12 protein-coding genes, 11 tRNA genes, 1 rRNA gene and 1 pseudogene are annotated in these 14,117 nt (G+C 46.8%); 20 read left to right on the forward strand and 5 right to left on the reverse strand.

Features of this window, described 5'->3' with window-relative positions; translation table 11 throughout:
• Positions 1–30: 30 nt before the first annotated feature.
• The 13 genes from rrf (at position 31) to RA086_RS05210 (ending at position 1,861) form a co-directional block, all read left to right on the forward strand.
• Positions 31–147, forward strand: a 5S ribosomal RNA gene (gene rrf / locus RA086_RS05150).
• 6 nt (positions 148–153) lie between these two features.
• Positions 154–226, forward strand: a tRNA-Asn gene (locus tag RA086_RS05155).
• Positions 227–243: 17 nt separating this feature from the next.
• Positions 244–333 (forward strand) — tRNA-Ser (locus tag RA086_RS05160).
• An 18-nt stretch (positions 334–351) separates the two neighbouring features.
• Positions 352–424 (forward strand) — tRNA-Glu (locus RA086_RS05165).
• Between the two features lie 4 nt (positions 425–428).
• Positions 429–501: transfer RNA gene (locus RA086_RS05170), tRNA-Val, on the forward strand.
• A 56-nt stretch (positions 502–557) separates the two neighbouring features.
• A tRNA-Phe gene (locus RA086_RS05175) sits at positions 558–630 on the forward strand.
• 5 nt (positions 631–635) lie between these two features.
• Positions 636–718: transfer RNA gene (locus RA086_RS05180), tRNA-Tyr, on the forward strand.
• Positions 719–726: 8 nt separating this feature from the next.
• A tRNA-Trp gene (locus RA086_RS05185) sits at positions 727–800 on the forward strand.
• Between the two features lie 5 nt (positions 801–805).
• Positions 806–878 (forward strand) — tRNA-His (locus RA086_RS05190).
• A 7-nt stretch (positions 879–885) separates the two neighbouring features.
• Positions 886–957 (forward strand) — tRNA-Gln (locus tag RA086_RS05195).
• 20 nt (positions 958–977) lie between these two features.
• Positions 978–1,048 (forward strand) — tRNA-Cys (locus tag RA086_RS05200).
• Between the two features lie 52 nt (positions 1,049–1,100).
• Positions 1,101–1,185, forward strand: a tRNA-Leu gene (locus RA086_RS05205).
• Positions 1,186–1,315: 130 nt separating this feature from the next.
• Positions 1,316–1,861 (forward strand): nucleoside/nucleotide kinase family protein, encoded by a 546-nt coding sequence (locus tag RA086_RS05210; RefSeq protein ID WP_308702802.1) that lies wholly within the window; start codon positions 1,316–1,318, stop codon positions 1,859–1,861.
• A 280-nt stretch (positions 1,862–2,141) separates the two neighbouring features.
• On the opposite strand, the gene RA086_RS05215 is transcribed toward RA086_RS05210, so the two are convergent.
• Together RA086_RS05215 and RA086_RS05220 are read right to left on the reverse strand one after the other, a co-directional pair.
• Positions 2,142–2,663 (reverse strand): GNAT family N-acetyltransferase, encoded by a 522-nt coding sequence (locus tag RA086_RS05215; protein WP_308702803.1) that lies wholly within the window; start codon positions 2,661–2,663, stop codon positions 2,142–2,144.
• Between the two features lie 111 nt (positions 2,664–2,774).
• Positions 2,775–3,611: a metallophosphoesterase family protein gene (locus RA086_RS05220; protein ID WP_308702804.1), complete on the reverse strand. Its 837-nt coding sequence runs from the start codon at positions 3,609–3,611 to the stop codon at positions 2,775–2,777.
• 597 nt (positions 3,612–4,208) lie between these two features.
• Here RA086_RS05220 and RA086_RS05225 point away from each other — a divergent pair.
• The 6 genes and pseudogenes from RA086_RS05225 (at position 4,209) to RA086_RS05250 (ending at position 10,324) form a co-directional block, all read left to right on the forward strand.
• Entirely contained in the window at positions 4,209–5,696 is a 1,488-nt protein-coding gene (locus RA086_RS05225; RefSeq protein WP_308702805.1) for an MFS transporter, read from the forward strand.
• Positions 5,689–6,858, forward strand: a complete 1,170-nt coding sequence (gene aroC / locus RA086_RS05230; protein ID WP_308702806.1) for a chorismate synthase — start codon at positions 5,689–5,691, stop codon at positions 6,856–6,858. Before RA086_RS05225 ends, aroC begins: the two co-directional genes overlap by 8 nt.
• 1 nt (position 6,859) lies before the next feature.
• Complete coding sequence (locus RA086_RS05235) at positions 6,860–7,402, forward strand: amino acid biosynthesis protein (protein WP_308702807.1); 543 nt, start codon at positions 6,860–6,862, stop codon at positions 7,400–7,402.
• Positions 7,399–8,706, forward strand: a pseudogene (gene aroA / locus RA086_RS05240) (3-phosphoshikimate 1-carboxyvinyltransferase). Before RA086_RS05235 ends, aroA begins: the two are co-directional and overlap by 4 nt.
• On the forward strand, positions 8,703–9,800 hold the full coding sequence (locus tag RA086_RS05245; protein ID WP_308702808.1) for a prephenate dehydrogenase: 1,098 nt from the start codon (positions 8,703–8,705) through the stop codon (positions 9,798–9,800). Before aroA ends, RA086_RS05245 begins: the two are co-directional and overlap by 4 nt.
• The gene (locus tag RA086_RS05250) at positions 9,800–10,324 is read left to right on the forward strand and encodes a shikimate kinase (protein WP_308702809.1); all 525 of its coding nucleotides are present in this window, start codon (positions 9,800–9,802) and stop codon (positions 10,322–10,324) included. Before RA086_RS05245 ends, RA086_RS05250 begins: the two co-directional genes overlap by 1 nt.
• 22 nt (positions 10,325–10,346) lie before the next feature.
• Here RA086_RS05250 and RA086_RS05255 read toward each other — a convergent pair whose 3' ends face one another.
• Positions 10,347–10,940 carry a TetR/AcrR family transcriptional regulator gene (locus RA086_RS05255; protein ID WP_308702810.1) on the reverse strand — a complete coding sequence of 198 codons (594 nt, stop codon included), beginning with the start codon at positions 10,938–10,940 and terminating at the stop codon, positions 10,347–10,349.
• A gap of 135 nt (positions 10,941–11,075) precedes the next feature.
• Here RA086_RS05255 and RA086_RS05260 point away from each other — a divergent pair, with 135 nt between their 5' ends.
• Positions 11,076–11,249, forward strand: coding sequence for a hypothetical protein (locus tag RA086_RS05260; protein ID WP_308702811.1), 174 nt, complete (start codon positions 11,076–11,078; stop codon positions 11,247–11,249).
• A gap of 467 nt (positions 11,250–11,716) precedes the next feature.
• Here RA086_RS05260 and RA086_RS05265 read toward each other — a convergent pair whose 3' ends face one another.
• Positions 11,717–13,039, reverse strand: coding sequence for an Nramp family divalent metal transporter (locus tag RA086_RS05265; RefSeq protein ID WP_308702812.1), 1,323 nt, complete (start codon positions 13,037–13,039; stop codon positions 11,717–11,719).
• Positions 13,023–13,988, reverse strand: coding sequence for a ferrochelatase (gene hemH / locus RA086_RS05270; RefSeq protein ID WP_308702813.1), 966 nt, complete (start codon positions 13,986–13,988; stop codon positions 13,023–13,025). Before hemH ends, RA086_RS05265 begins: the two co-directional genes overlap by 17 nt.
• Positions 13,989–14,117: the final 129 nt, after the last annotated feature.

Raw genomic sequence — 14,117 nt, forward strand, 5'->3', positions numbered from 1 at the left:
GCTAGTTTTGAGGGCACAAGTTCTCAATAGTGTGGCGACGATGGCAAGAAGGATACACCTGTTCCCATGTCGAACACAGAAGTTAAGCTTCTTAGCGCCGAGAGTAGTTGGGGGATCGCTCCCTGCGAGGGTAGGACGTTGCCATGCGAATATTCCGACATAGCTCAGTTGGTAGAGCGCTTGACTGTTAATCAAGATGTCGACGGTTCGAGCCCGCCTGTCGGAGTTATCTACGTAAGCCATGGAGAGTTGTCCGAGTGGCTGAAGGAGCAGCATTGGAAATGCTGTAAACGGGTTATACCTGTTTCAAGGGTTCGAATCCCTTACTCTCCGTTAAGTTAGATACTATATGACCCCTTGGTCAAGTGGTTTAAGACACTGCCCTTTCACGGCAGTAACATGGGTTCGAATCCCGTAGGGGTCATCATGGAGGATTAGCTCAGTTGGGAGAGCGTCTGCCTTACAAGCAGAGGGTCACAGGTTCGAGCCCTGTATCCTCCATATGATGAGATTTCATTCATCAGAAAAATTTAATAAACTTCATCATGAAAGATTTTGGCTCGGTAGCTCAGTCGGTAGAGCAATGGATTGAAGCTCCATGTGTCGGCGGTTCGATTCCGTCCCGCGCCATTTATGGAGGGGTAGCGAAGTCTGGCTAAACGCGGCGGACTGTAAATCCGCTCCTTCGGGTTCGGTGGTTCGAATCCACTCCCCTCCATTTTTCATAGGGATATAGTTCAATGGTAGAACAATGGTCTCCAAAACCATCGATGTGGGTTCAACTCCTACTATCCCTGCCATGATGGCGGTATTGGCGAAGTGGTTAACGCACCGGATTGTGGCTCCGGCACGCGTGGGTTCGATTCCCACATACCGCCCTTTGATTGGGTTATAGCCAAGTGGTAAGGCAATGGACTTTGACTCCATCATGCGCTGGTTCGAATCCAGCTAACCCAATTTGGGTTGGGCAAAATGATGGTGGTATAGCCAAGTGGTAAGGCAGAGGTCTGCAAAACCTTCATCACCGGTTCAAATCCGGTTACCACCTTTTCCTGATGGGAATAGTAACCTAATCAGCAATAAGTCCAATTCTTTATTATGCCGGCGTGGCGGAATTGGCAGACGCGCTGGACTCAAAATCCAGTTCCCGTTGAGGGAGTATCGGTTCGACCCCGATCGCCGGTATCATTGTAGTAGTAACGTATTTATTACGTTACTACTTTTTTTTTACAAAAAAACTATTTTAAAGGATCATCGATAATTATTTAATTTTTTGCTAGATGATTGGAGATCGTAAGAGGAGGTCGGTATCGATATGAGTAAAACAAAAGTTATCGTGATTAGTGGGGTCACAGCAGGCGGGAAGACGACATTGGTGACTGCTTTAAGCCAATGCATTGATAATGTCTGTGTCCTGTCGTTTGATGATTATAGTATTGATGCATTACCGTCTGCGCCAACCGTCAATCAAATGGTGGCGAATTTTCATGAAGCGGTCAATCAATATGATATTACAGCGTTAATGACAGACTTAGTATTAGCGATGGAGACTAATCAGTTTAGCGTTATTTTGATTGATTTTCCATTTGGCTATGTTCATGCTGTGTTAAGACCTTATATAGAGACGGTCATCTATTTACGAACGCCACTAGATATTGCATTTGCCAGACGATTAATCAGAGACTTTTCCGAAAGTAGTCAAAACGAGATTATGACTTGGACGAGAACGTATTTGAATGAGGTTCGACCACTGTTTTTAGCACATGACCAGCTTGTCTCAGCTACAGCTGATTATGTCTTGGATGGCACTGCTAGCACAGCGGAACAAATTACTCAGCTAAAAGGCTTTAATGTCATTTAGGAATCCATGCACTAGACAGGGGAAAGTAAGCTGAATAGCTGTCTGAAGTGTCTGTTAATTGTCATAGTTGGCGCATACAAATAAATCGAGTAGGCGACCGTGCTTTTAAGAAAATGTAACCGTTGTCCAATGTCTGAATTCGACAGTGTGCGCGAATCTTCATTCAGTCACTGGGCCTGGCTATACTTAAAATTGACTCTCAAGCTATAGAAACTTCAAAATGAATACAGAAATCCCTGCAATAGCGGCTGTTAGCCAGACTAGTGCAGGGACTTCGTGGTTACTTGATCAATTTTTCATAAACGTAACAAACGTCATCTAAATGGTAAACGCCGACCATTTCGCCAACACGTTTAAATTGCATTTTATCAATTAAATGTTGCATGGCATGGTTATCAGCGTGTGTATCAATCCGGACACTCTGAATTTCAGGGTGTTCCTTTGTGATGTGCGCAATAATTTTCTCAAATAGTTGGGTTGCGTAGCCGTGACCAGCATGATTAGAATGGATGGCGACCCGGTGAATGACAACATAGGGACCTGTCGTATTCAGCCAATCTGCCTTCGCAGTATCGTAAGTCGCGTCTGGCGAAGGCACAACGGCGACTGCGCCAACCGTTGCGTCATCGTCTGAGTTGAATAAATACGCAGCACCTTGCATAATATCTGCGGTGATTTGCTTGCGTGATGGGTAGTCACCTTGCCATTGGTTGACGCCAGCTTCTGCCAATTGGTTGCGACCATCACTTAAAATATCAATAATGGCGTCGATATCGTCTAAAGTTGCTTTCTTAAAATACATTGTTCTGTGGCTCCTCTCTTAAAACCAACCGTCATAAAAACGGCTGACTTTAACAGTATACAGAAATGAAGCCAGAATGAAACTATTTTCTCTCGTTTTCTCAGCTTTTTTTCATGAACCCAATTTCATTAAAATAGCTCGAGCTTGCGCAGCCAACTGATGCTTGATATTGTAAGCGGCAACCGCACTAGGGGTGTATTGGTAAGCATTCGTTCGTAAGGTAGCCGCATAGAAGTCCAAATAGGGCAAGTTGTTGGCAGTAGCAATCTGAATGGCCCGTTGCCAATCGAAATCGACGCGCCGATAATCAATGGCCTGTAAGCCTTGGTCATCAATCGTTAGAATTAAATACATCGCCCGAGGTTGTCTTAGCGCTGGGCGGACCGCTGTTGGTAAGCCAATCGTCCCGGCGTTTAAAATCAATTGACCACGAGTTGAATAACGCATGATGGGTTGGTGAGTATGAGCATAGATCACGATATCGGGTTCACCAGTCGTCGCTTGATCGAAGTTTGCTTGGGCTTCTGTGGGTGCTAGACTATGACCACTGACGAAATTCGGCAACACATGTTGTAAACGAATCGTAAGCGGGCCTACTTGCTTGGTTTGCGTCATTGGTAGTTGCAATAGTTGTTGAAAGTGGGTTGTACTTAATTGTTGGTGATCATAAGCCGTTAAAATTGTGGCCATGATTTGTTTCGGTTTGGTAAAGGTTGTTGGATCAGCGTGCAACACCTTTTGATAATTTTGCTCATGATTGCCGAGCACTGCGGCAGTGGGGTGGACTTGATCTAACAACTGCATACAGCGTTCAGATTCGGGACCGCGAACCGTATTATCACCAACGGTCCAGTAGTCTGTGACTTGTTGAGATTGAGCATCCGCAAGCACCGCTTCAAGTGCGGTGGCATTGCCATGAATGTCAGATAAAATAGCAATTTTTGGCATAAAAAGACTCCTTTGAACACAAATTCATGTCATAAGTAAGTAAACTTCACTATTGATAAGAAATGGTTAGCATGTTATGGCCGAGTAAATACAATCGCCATAAAATCTGTTATAATAGTTTTGAAACGAAGTAATATATTAGCACGTATATTCAAGCCAATTCGTTTCGAGGTCGTTGTTATCCTTGTGATAGCAACGGCTTTTATTTTAGCATACTGTTTGAAAAGAGTTGTGAAAGAATTAGATTAAAATGAAATTAGTATTGACATCTTAAAATGAGAATGTTTTAATATAAACAACAACTTAACGGAAAGGACAGATTATTATGACTCAGCTATTACCAACTAACGCGTATTATTTCGGCTTCTATTACTTTAGGTAACGTCCGGATCGGTTTCTTAGATGCGGACGTCCACACGTCCGTGTCTAAGGTTAGCGAAGTCAGATTTGTCTTGGCCAGCTAGACACGTTGAAAGTCTAGCTGGGATGATATTACCCGTTCAAATACTGAATGGCTTAGCGCCAGCTAGATTTTCATAATCTAGCTGGCGTTTTTTTACCCGTAATTTCAGTTGCAAATTGAGAAGGAGTGACATCATGAGTAAATCAACTCGGCGTCAATTATCAGCGAGCCTGTACTTAAACTACTTAGTACACGGCTTGGGCCTCATTATCTTAGCACAAAACATGCAGGCCTTGAGTCAGCATTGGCAAACCCCGATTGCGACAGTTTCATACGTAGTTTCAGGTGTGGGCATTGGTCGTTTGTTAGCATACTTTATTTTCGGTAGTCTATCCGATCGCTATGGTCGTAAAGTTTTTGTAAATATTGGCATGCTGAGCTACTTAATCTTTTTCGTAGGCATGGCGTTCGTGAAAAATATTCAGGTCGCCTACGCATTAGCGATGTTAGCCGGAATTGCGAATTCAGCGTTGGATTCAGGAACTTACACAACTTTCATCGAAATGGGCGGTAAACAAGGGTCGGCGAACATTTTATTGAAGGCCTTTATCTCAGTTGGCGAATTCGTTTTGCCGTTACTGGTCGTGAGCCTTGAAGCCAAGCAATTGTGGTATGGCTGGTCCTTCATGTTACCGGCAGCCATTTTAATCGTTAACTTCTGGTTTCTTAATCGCCAAGCCTTTCCCGCTAAAAATCAAGCCGATGCCCAAACTGCGGAAACGGCTGCGGGGTTGTCCAAGCTGCGCCGCTGGTTAGCAACGATTGGTCTGGCCGGTTACGGTTACACTTCAATGGCCCTCATGATTTTATACACGCAATGGATCAGCTTGTTTGTCACTACGGAAATGGGCTACCACCAAGTCGTGGCACATTTACTCTTATCGCTTTACAGCATCGGTTCAATCACCGGCGTCTTAGTTATTTTCTTACTATTACGGTTAGGGTTAGCGGAAAAGCACTTGCTAATTCCGATGAATGTGATTTCGTTAGTGGCGTTGCTCGTTGTCAGTGAGACGCATTGGGCCTGGCTATCAATGCTGGCCTCGTTTATATTCGGTTTCGCGGCGGCTGGTGGGGTGCTACAAGTTGGGGTGAACTTGTTACTCAAACTTTACCCACGGATCAAAGGGCGCATGACGGGGCTCTACTTCACTTGTGGGAGTGTTGCTTCGTTCACGATCCCACTGATCACCGGCTGGTTGTCCAAACAAAGTATTGGCGCTGCAATGCGTTTTGACTTAGTCATTGGTTTTGCTGGCTTGGCTTTGGTGCTCTTAACCGTGTGGGCACTGGGGCCTAGCCGATCATTAGCCCACGAGCGCCGGCAAATCAATCAGATTGATCAACAAATCGTGAAATTACTCAATCAACGGTTTGAAACGGTGACCGTGATTGGTGAGTTAAAACAAGCTTCACAATTACCAGTTTTAGATGCTAAACGTGAAACAATCGTTCTGGACCGCGTGGCATCACAGAGTCGAAAGGCAGCGCACACGCCATATCTACAAGCGATTTACCAAGCTATTATGGCCAATTCACGCGATTACCAAACACAGCGCAACACGCAGGCAGCGGCTCAGCCAACGCCGAAGTCAACTAAGGAGGAACTTTCAAATGATTGATTACATGACTGCCGGGGAATCACATGGCCCGGAACTTACTGGGATCTTAACCGGCATACCGGCCGGATTAAAATTAGATATCGATGCCATTAATGCTGGCTTAACCGCTCGGCAAGGCGGCTTTGGCCGCGGTAATCGCCAACAGATCGAACATGACATGGTGACGATTACGGGTGGTTTACGGCATGGCGTGACCTTGGGATCGCCGATTGCGTTGACGATTCAAAACCGGGATCATGCTCATTGGCAGCAGATTATGGACCCGGTCAGTCCCGCAACGCCTGAAAATACCTTGCGTCGGGTGACCCGACCACGACCAGGACACGCTGATTTGGTTGGTGGTATGAAATATGGTCATCGAGATCTGCGAAATGTGTTAGAGCGTTCCTCAGCACGTGAAACGGCGATGCGAGTGGCAATTGGTCAAATTTGCAAGCAACTTTTAGCGCAATTAGAGATCCAATTAGTCGGTTATGTGCAACAAATTGGGGCCATTAAAGTGGACCCAGCGGATGAGTTAGATGTGGCTACCCTGACGCATGCCGTGGCACAAAACGACTTGCGTTTGGCAAGTTCAGATCAGGTCGCCGCAATCCATGAGTTGATTATGGCGACGAAAAAAGCTGGGGATACGCTTGGTGGTGTTATTCGAGTCGTGGCTGAGAACGTACCCGCGGGACTAGGCAGTTACACTAATTGGCAAACGAAACTTGATGGTCAGCTTGCTGCAGCGGTGATGGGTGTGAACGCAATGAAGGGGGTAGAAATTGGCGATGGCTTTGACGCGGCAGCCCATTACGGCAGTCAGGTCATGGACGAAATTGATTGGGATGCTGAAAATGGCTGGTCGCGGTTATCGAATCATTTGGGCGGTTTTGAAGGCGGGATGACCAATGGGATGCCAATTATTTTGAAAGCGGCGATGAAGCCCATCCCAACCTTATACAAACCGTTACAAAGTGTGGATATTCAAACCAAAGAGGTTAAGAAAGCCAGTGTGGAACGTTCCGATACCACGGCAATCGTGCCCGCTTCAATCGTGGTTGAAAGTGTGGTTGCGATTGAATTAGCTCGCGCAATCACGGCCACGTTTGATGGCAGTAATCTGACTCGATTGCAAGCCATGTTGAAGACATACCGCACTGAATTGCGGGATTATTAACATGCGCTTGCATACCCTTGGACCCGCAGCTACGGATAGTTTTGCGGCCGCAATCACTTATCAGCAAGCACATCCGCAAAGCCACTTTGAACTCATTGGTCATCCGAGTTTTGAAACAATCTTAACGCATTTAGCGGCTTATGCGGGGGATTGGTTGCTTATTCCGGCGGCTTTTAAATCGACGACGTTGCAAGCCAGCTGGGGAGATGTGCATTACGCGTTACTGGCGCAATTAACGTTAAAGGATTGTTTCATCACGCAATTAGACCCGCTAGTCGTGGTGCAACGGTTAGATGCCGATAATCGGATCGGTTACACACATGCCGCGACCGCCCAGTTGCTACAACGGATCGTGCAACCAGTGACGATTCAGACGGCTAGTAGTAAGTACTTAGCGTATCAGGCTTATCAACAAAATCGCGCCGCTTATGTGTTGACTAATTTAAAAAATGTGACTTTAACGCCACAAGAACGGCTTATCAAACAACTGGCACCTGCGATGGTGTGGTGTGTTTATCAAATTAATGAGGAGACAATTAAATGAAAACATTAATCACGAGACCGGCAAGGGGTCTCCATGGCAGCTTGACTGTTCCGGGGGATAAGAGTATTTCCCATCGTAGTTTAATGATCGGCGCCATCAGTCATGGCATGACCACGATTCAGCATTTTTTGCCTGCGGCGGATTGTCTCTCGACCTTAACGGCGCTACAGCAGGTAGGTGTCCAAATCACGCGGCAAGCGACGACGGTTCAAGTCCAGGGGCGTGGCTTAACGGGACTCATTGCGCCAAAAAAAGCCTTACAAATGGGAAACGCAGGGACTGCGACCCGTTTGCTAATGGGGCTATTGGCCGGACAAGCCTTCGACAGTACGTTGATTGGTGATGCGTCGTTAAGTCAACGGCCGATGGCGCGAGTTAGCGAACCGTTACAAACGATGGGAGCTGAGCTGACGCTAACTGACGGCCATTTGCCAGTGACGATTCATGGCCGGCCTTTACAGGGAACACATTACGATATGACGGTTGCCAGTGCGCAAGTTAAAAGTGCTTTGATCTTGGCAGCATTACAAGCAAAGACACCTAGCACGATCGTTGAACAGTTACCGACCAGAGACCATACGGAACGGTTACTCAACGCGTTTGGGGCCAAAATTACGACGGCCGTTGATCACCGCACGATTACCGTGCAACCGCAGCCGCAACTTCAGGGACAGACGGTGACGGTTCCAGGTGACCTGTCATAAGCAGCGTTTTTCATCACGGCCGCGAGTATCGTGCCGGGTTCGAAAATCACATTGAAACGGGTTGGACTTAATCCAACGCGCACAGGCTTACTCGATGTCTTAGCGCGAATGGGGGGCAAAATTGAGATTGAGCGTCTCCAAAATCCCGGCGAGCCATTGGGTAATCTAACCGTGACCGCGGCCAAATTACAGCCAATCGACCTTACGGCAGCCGATATTCCTGCCGTGATTGACGAATTACCTTTAGTGGCACTGCTAGCTGCCACGGCCGACGGAGTGAGCCATATTAGTGGTGCTGGCGAATTACGCGTTAAGGAAACGGATCGTATTAGCACTATTTGTACGGAATTGCGGAAGTTGGGTGTGGCGATTACGGCACAACCGGACGGCTTCATAATTGACGGTCGGCAACCTTGGCGGCTACAAACGACCCAGATGGACAGTCACGGTGACCATCGCATCGGGATGATGGTGGCGATTGCGGCGTTGAGATTAACGACTTCGTTACAATTAGCGCAAGCGACGGCGATTAATATCTCTTACCCAACGTTTTTTGAAGATCTTCGGCAATTACTGCCGGCAACGGAGGTCTTAGCATGACACAAGTGGTCATTCATGGCTTAGGGCTGATTGGTTGCTCGTTAGCGCGAGCGATTAAATTGGGACATCCAGACGTCACTATTGTGGGCAGTGACGTTCAGCCAGCCAGTTTAAGTTATGCGAAACAGCATCAATTCGTTGATGAAGTGACGACTGATTTCTCAAAGGCAGCGTTAGACGCAGAAGTGATCATTTTGGCAGGACCCGTTAGTGTGATTACGGCTGATTTGGCTACTTTAGCGCAACTGACTTTAAAACCGAACGTTATCGTGACGGATGTTGGGAGTACGAAACAAACAGTGATGGCGGCAGCACAACCGCTCCAGCAACAAGGCATCACGTTTATCGGCGGGCACCCGATGGCGGGATCGCATAAATCAGGTGTTGCAGCCGGCCGTGCAGATCTGTTTGAAAACGCCTTTTACTTTTTAGTTCCCGGAGTCGCGTCAAAAACTGCGGTAGCTCAATTGCAGGAATTGTTAGCGGCCACTAAAGTGAAATGGCTGACGGTGACGCCGAGACAGCATGATCGTTTGGTGGGGCAATTGAGCCATTTGCCACATGTGGTCGCCGCCGCGTTGGTGAATCAAACGCAATTAGCGTTAGCCGATTCACCCATGGGACTACGTTTAGCCGCGGGAGGTTTCAAAAGTGTTACCCGGATTGCGTCATCAGATCCGACGATGTGGACCGCCATTCTATTGAACAATCCAACGGTAGTGGTCAGTCAATTGCAGGCGTTCAGCGCTGAATTGGCGACGGTCACTACGGCGATTGAAGCCGGCGATGGGCAAGCGTTAACCGAATTTTTTACGGCCGCCAAAACGACACGGGATCATTTAGGACCCGAACATTTAGGCAGTTTACCAAACTTTTACGATTTATTTATCAATATTCCGGATCGAGCGGGGGCGATTGCGGCGGTGACGCAGCGTTTAGCTCAGGCAAATTTAAGTTTAGTCAATATTCATATTTTAGAGATTCGTGAAGAAGTGGATGGGGTGCTACAGCTGACTTTTGGCAACGCTGCGACCCATGATGCTGCGGTGGCGTTGTTAGCTGCCGCCGACTATCAGATTGTGAGGAAACGTTAATGGAAGCAATTTTAATTGGATTTATGGGTAGTGGCAAGACGACGGTGGGCCGCTTGTTAGCGCAACAGTTGCAAACGACGCACGCCGATTTAGATGAGTTGATTGTGGCACGTGCGGGGCAGCCGATTACGGCAATTTTTGAGCAGCAGGGTGAGGCTTACTTTCGGCAAGCGGAACATGTGACCCTCAAAGCGGCTTTAAAACAGCCCGGAATACTTTCCACGGGCGGTGGCACGGCCACAATTGCAGCGAATGTGGCGATTTTGATGGCGAGTTCGACCCCGGTGATTTGGTTGGATGCGACCGACGCAACGATTTTAGCGCGGGTCGCGGCGGATGCTGGTCGGCCATTAGTGAATTCGTTGGATTTGGCAGCGTTGCTACAATTGAAGCAGCAACGTGCAGCATGGTATGCTCAGGCCGCCGACTTAGTGATATCGACGGATGCGTTAACGCCGGCAGAAATTTGTCATGAGATTGTGACTTGGCTGGCACAGCCCACACAACTTGCTGCACAGGGATAGACCTAAAAAAGTTGCGACTGATTTAGTCAGACGCAACTTTTTTAGTAGGATAGAATTCCGGTAAAGCTTGTTCAATCATGCGACTGACAAACTGTACCGTGAATTCAACGCAAGCGGGATCATCAGCATTGAGTAAAGCTGGTTTTACGAGTAAACCAATCATACCGTTTAGCAAGAAATCAAGCTTGATATCATTGGTTTGGTTGGGAGTGAGCTTTCCAACCGCATAGATTGCCTGCTTAAAAGCGGCTAACAGGACTTGTGGGAAATCAGTTGCAAAACGGCTGTTCTCAGGCTTCAACAGCGCCAATTGATCGGCTGTTGGTGTTGGCGTGTCACCAAATAAAAATTCACGGACAAAGGTGCGACTATGCGTAAATAATAATGGATAAGCTGTGGAATTTGCGGCACTTTGCTGCGCGAATTCTGCCAACACTTCATCATAAAGAGCATAAATATCAGGGTAATGTAAGTAAAAGGTGCCTTTATTGATCAAGGCCAGCTGCGTGAGTTCAGTAATCGTAATTTTATTGACTGGCTTTTTAACGATTAACTGGTTGAAGGCGGTCTTGATGGCCCGCTTAGTTTTGATCACGCGTAAATCAGTTTTAGCCATGAGGAGTCCCTTCTGAGTTAATGAACAATTTTAACGAAGTGTTCATTAAACATCGTTTGGTTGATTATGTCGATTGTTCAGCGGCACTTAATTTTGTAAACTAAGGCTATCGTTAAAACACAAGGAGTGATAAAAATGTTAACAAAATATCAAATTGGTGATCTCGTCAACGCAAAAATCGGTAAGGCAACATTAGTCGGGGTGATTGTTTACAAAGATACCAAACATGAGCGATACTTAGTGCGCGTAAACGGCACCCAACAACTATATTACACTGAAACGGAATTAACGCCATATTTAAAGCATTAAACTAGGGGACCATAGATCCCCAAATTAGCTTGCCACTTCGGTTGGGCTGGACTGATGCTGGAACGTGGTGGCCACGTTTGTGAGCCAAAAGGCGGTCTCACAAGCCGGGCTTTCTCTAAGCTGGAAAACCACCAGCCAAGAGAAACTTCACCACTGAGCATCATCCAGCCCAACCTGCGCTAATCAGTGCTTCTTAATATCAATTGAATTTTGGAGATACTAAGATTACCAATACTTTGATTACAACCACTATCTAACGTCGGAGTGGACCAGTTCGTTTGCCGTGTCGAGATACTTAGCTGGGTGAGTTTACCCAGGTTAGTGTCTGGCCGACTTTTAAAACGTGATTTTCGGTTTGAAAGCGCCCTGCAGACCGGTTTTTGGCTGCAGGTCTGCCTCACAGCAAACGTACTGGTCCACGTAGACGGACAATTAATGTACTATTTTAATAAGATGCGCCCATTTGCCTACAAACTGATTATTAGGTAAATATTCAAAGCAGTGATAATCGTTGCTAGGAGATAGCCAAAATTAGTCGTTAACTTGGAATTGACGTGTTTACCCATCAATTTAGTTTGGCTAGTGAGGGCGACCATCGGAAACAAAGTGAATGGCAACGCAACACTTAACGCAACTTGCGCCGTAATAATTAAATTTTCAAAAGCCTGATCACTAAAACCGACCAACCCGCCAATAATCAAAATTGGAATCAATGTGACCAACCGAGTTAATAGCCGGCGTTGCCACAAAGGTAAGCGAATGTGAAGATAACCTTCCATCACAATTTGTCCGGCTAGGGTACTGGTAATTGAAGAAATCAGACCAGTAATGAGTAGGGCAAAGGCAAAGAGGCCGCTCATCAGCGAGCTGGCTAAATGACCTACCATGGCTGGATTCTTTAGCCCGTTGAACACAGCTTCAAGACTGGCAAGATGTGACGTCTGACCGAAAAACAAGGCGCCACCAAGAATCAATAATAAGGCATTGATTAAGAAGGCGGCAATCAGGTGCACCGTCGAATCCCAGTTGGCAAAGCGTAATGCTTCTTGAACTTGGGCTGGATTATGGGTATCGTAACGGCGACTCTGAGCTAGGGACGAGTGCAAGTACAAATTATGCGGCATGATGGTCGCCCCTAAGATGCCTAGGCTTAAAATCAAGGCTTGATGGTTTTTAAAAATGAGGGAACTTGGAAGTAATCCGGTGGCAACTGCGCCAGCTGCCACGTGTGCTCGGCTGACTTCGATCCCGAAAATAATGCCAACGGTCAGGATGGCTGCGAGTACAATAAATTCAATACGGCGAATGCCAAATCGTAAAAACACCAGGACAATCAGGACATCGCCAATGGTGAGTAGGATGCCGAATAACAGTGGTAAACCAATCAATAACTTTAGCGCAATGGCGGTCCCAATCACGCCAGTTAAATCGGTGGCCATCATGGCAATTTCATTTAAGATCCAGGCAGCGTAACGAATCGGTTTTGGCAAGTGGCTGGCGATTGCTTGCGCTAAATCTTGTCGGGCCACCACGCCTAATTTAATGGCAAGTGCCTGCATAAACATGGCGACGATGATGGCTAACGCCAGCACGGACAGCAGTCGATATTGAAATTGACCGCCACCGGCTAACGAGGTCAACCAGTTGCCTGGGTCCATATAACCCACGGCAACTAGCGCTCCCGGACCACTATAGGCAAGAAACTTTTGCCAAAAAGCGGTTTGATAAACGTCTGGTACGGCAACACTCTGATTAATTTCCGCAAGACTTTTTTCAGTTGGTTTCGACATGTTGCGATTGCGCCTCCCACCAACGCCGTGCTAAGTCGGCTAAAAATTGGCTGAATTTAGGATCAGCGTTCATTGGTGAAACGAGGTCAAAACGATCGCCGCCGGTAGCTTTAAAGGTCTGATAATTTTGAACATAGTCTTCCTCAATGGTTTCCAAACAGTCCACCACAAATGAAGGGGTCACAATGAGAACGTCACGTTTACCAAGTTCGACCAGTTGCATTAATTCATTTTTTAAATAAGGCTTTAGCCACGGCATTGGGCCAAATTTGGATTGATAAGCGGTGATCACTTTATCTGCTGGTAAGTCCGGTAAAAGGGCGCAAGTTTTGGCCGTGGTGGCGAGACATTCTTGTTGATACGGATCGCCATGGCGGACCATTGCGGTTGGGATACTATGGTAGCTAAAAATAACCGCATCATAATGATGTTGTTGATAAGCCTGCCACACTTTGTGAGCTAGCAACTGCAAATAAACGGGCTCTTCATAAAAATGTTTAATAATGGTGATGGGGACGCCGGCTGCTTCGGCTTGGCTAATGATACCTTGATGCGTACTTTGAGTGAATTGTGGGAAAAGCGGCAAGACAATCGTTTGTTGACAACCAGCGGCGGCCATTGATTTCAAGGTTGTGGCAATGTTGGGCTGACCATAAGTCATGGCAAGGCGTACATCAAAATCGGGCAGGTCGGCTTGGACTAGGTCACGAATCGCTTGCGTATGGACAATTAATGGCGAACCAGCGGGCAACCAACTGTCGCGATAAAAAGTCGCCGAACGCCAAGCCCGTAATGGTAAAATAATCCCTCGTAGCAGGGGTTGCCAAAGCGCGGCCGGCATTTCGATCACGCTGGGGTCACTCAAGAATACTTTCAAATATTGCTTCACATCCGCAGTTTCGGGTGTTGCCGGCGAACCAAGATTGACTAATAATAAACCCTTTTCCATTGCAATCCCTCCCAAAAATTTACTCGCTTTTATCATAGCATAATTATTTTTATTAAGTGGGTGAAAGGTGACGACTGGCAACGGTTATCAGGTGATAACTGCTAGCTTAGTTGGTTAGGATAACAAAAA

This window comes from Lactiplantibacillus brownii, from assembly GCF_031085375.1.
GTDB lineage: Bacteria > Bacillota > Bacilli > Lactobacillales > Lactobacillaceae > Lactiplantibacillus > Lactiplantibacillus brownii.

What these genes read in the sequence shown, in the direction of transcription:
- RA086_RS05210 (WP_308702802.1), top strand. Translation starts at nt 1,316, where the DNA reads ATGAGTAAAACAAAAGTTATCGTGATTAGTGGGGTCACAGCAGGCGGG.
- RA086_RS05215 (WP_308702803.1), bottom strand. Translation starts at nt 2,663, where the DNA reads ATGTATTTTAAGAAAGCAACTTTAGACGATATCGACGCCATTATTGAT.
- RA086_RS05220 (WP_308702804.1), bottom strand. Translation starts at nt 3,611, where the DNA reads ATGCCAAAAATTGCTATTTTATCTGACATTCATGGCAATGCCACCGCA.
- RA086_RS05225 (WP_308702805.1), top strand. Translation starts at nt 4,209, where the DNA reads ATGAGTAAATCAACTCGGCGTCAATTATCAGCGAGCCTGTACTTAAAC.
- aroC (WP_308702806.1), top strand. Translation starts at nt 5,689, where the DNA reads ATGATTGATTACATGACTGCCGGGGAATCACATGGCCCGGAACTTACT.
- RA086_RS05235 (WP_308702807.1), top strand. Translation starts at nt 6,860, where the DNA reads ATGCGCTTGCATACCCTTGGACCCGCAGCTACGGATAGTTTTGCGGCC.
- RA086_RS05245 (WP_308702808.1), top strand. Translation starts at nt 8,703, where the DNA reads ATGACACAAGTGGTCATTCATGGCTTAGGGCTGATTGGTTGCTCGTTA.
- RA086_RS05250 (WP_308702809.1), top strand. Translation starts at nt 9,800, where the DNA reads ATGGAAGCAATTTTAATTGGATTTATGGGTAGTGGCAAGACGACGGTG.
- RA086_RS05255 (WP_308702810.1), bottom strand. Translation starts at nt 10,940, where the DNA reads ATGGCTAAAACTGATTTACGCGTGATCAAAACTAAGCGGGCCATCAAG.
- RA086_RS05260 (WP_308702811.1), top strand. Translation starts at nt 11,076, where the DNA reads ATGTTAACAAAATATCAAATTGGTGATCTCGTCAACGCAAAAATCGGT.
- RA086_RS05265 (WP_308702812.1), bottom strand. Translation starts at nt 13,039, where the DNA reads ATGTCGAAACCAACTGAAAAAAGTCTTGCGGAAATTAATCAGAGTGTT.
- hemH (WP_308702813.1), bottom strand. Translation starts at nt 13,988, where the DNA reads ATGGAAAAGGGTTTATTATTAGTCAATCTTGGTTCGCCGGCAACACCC.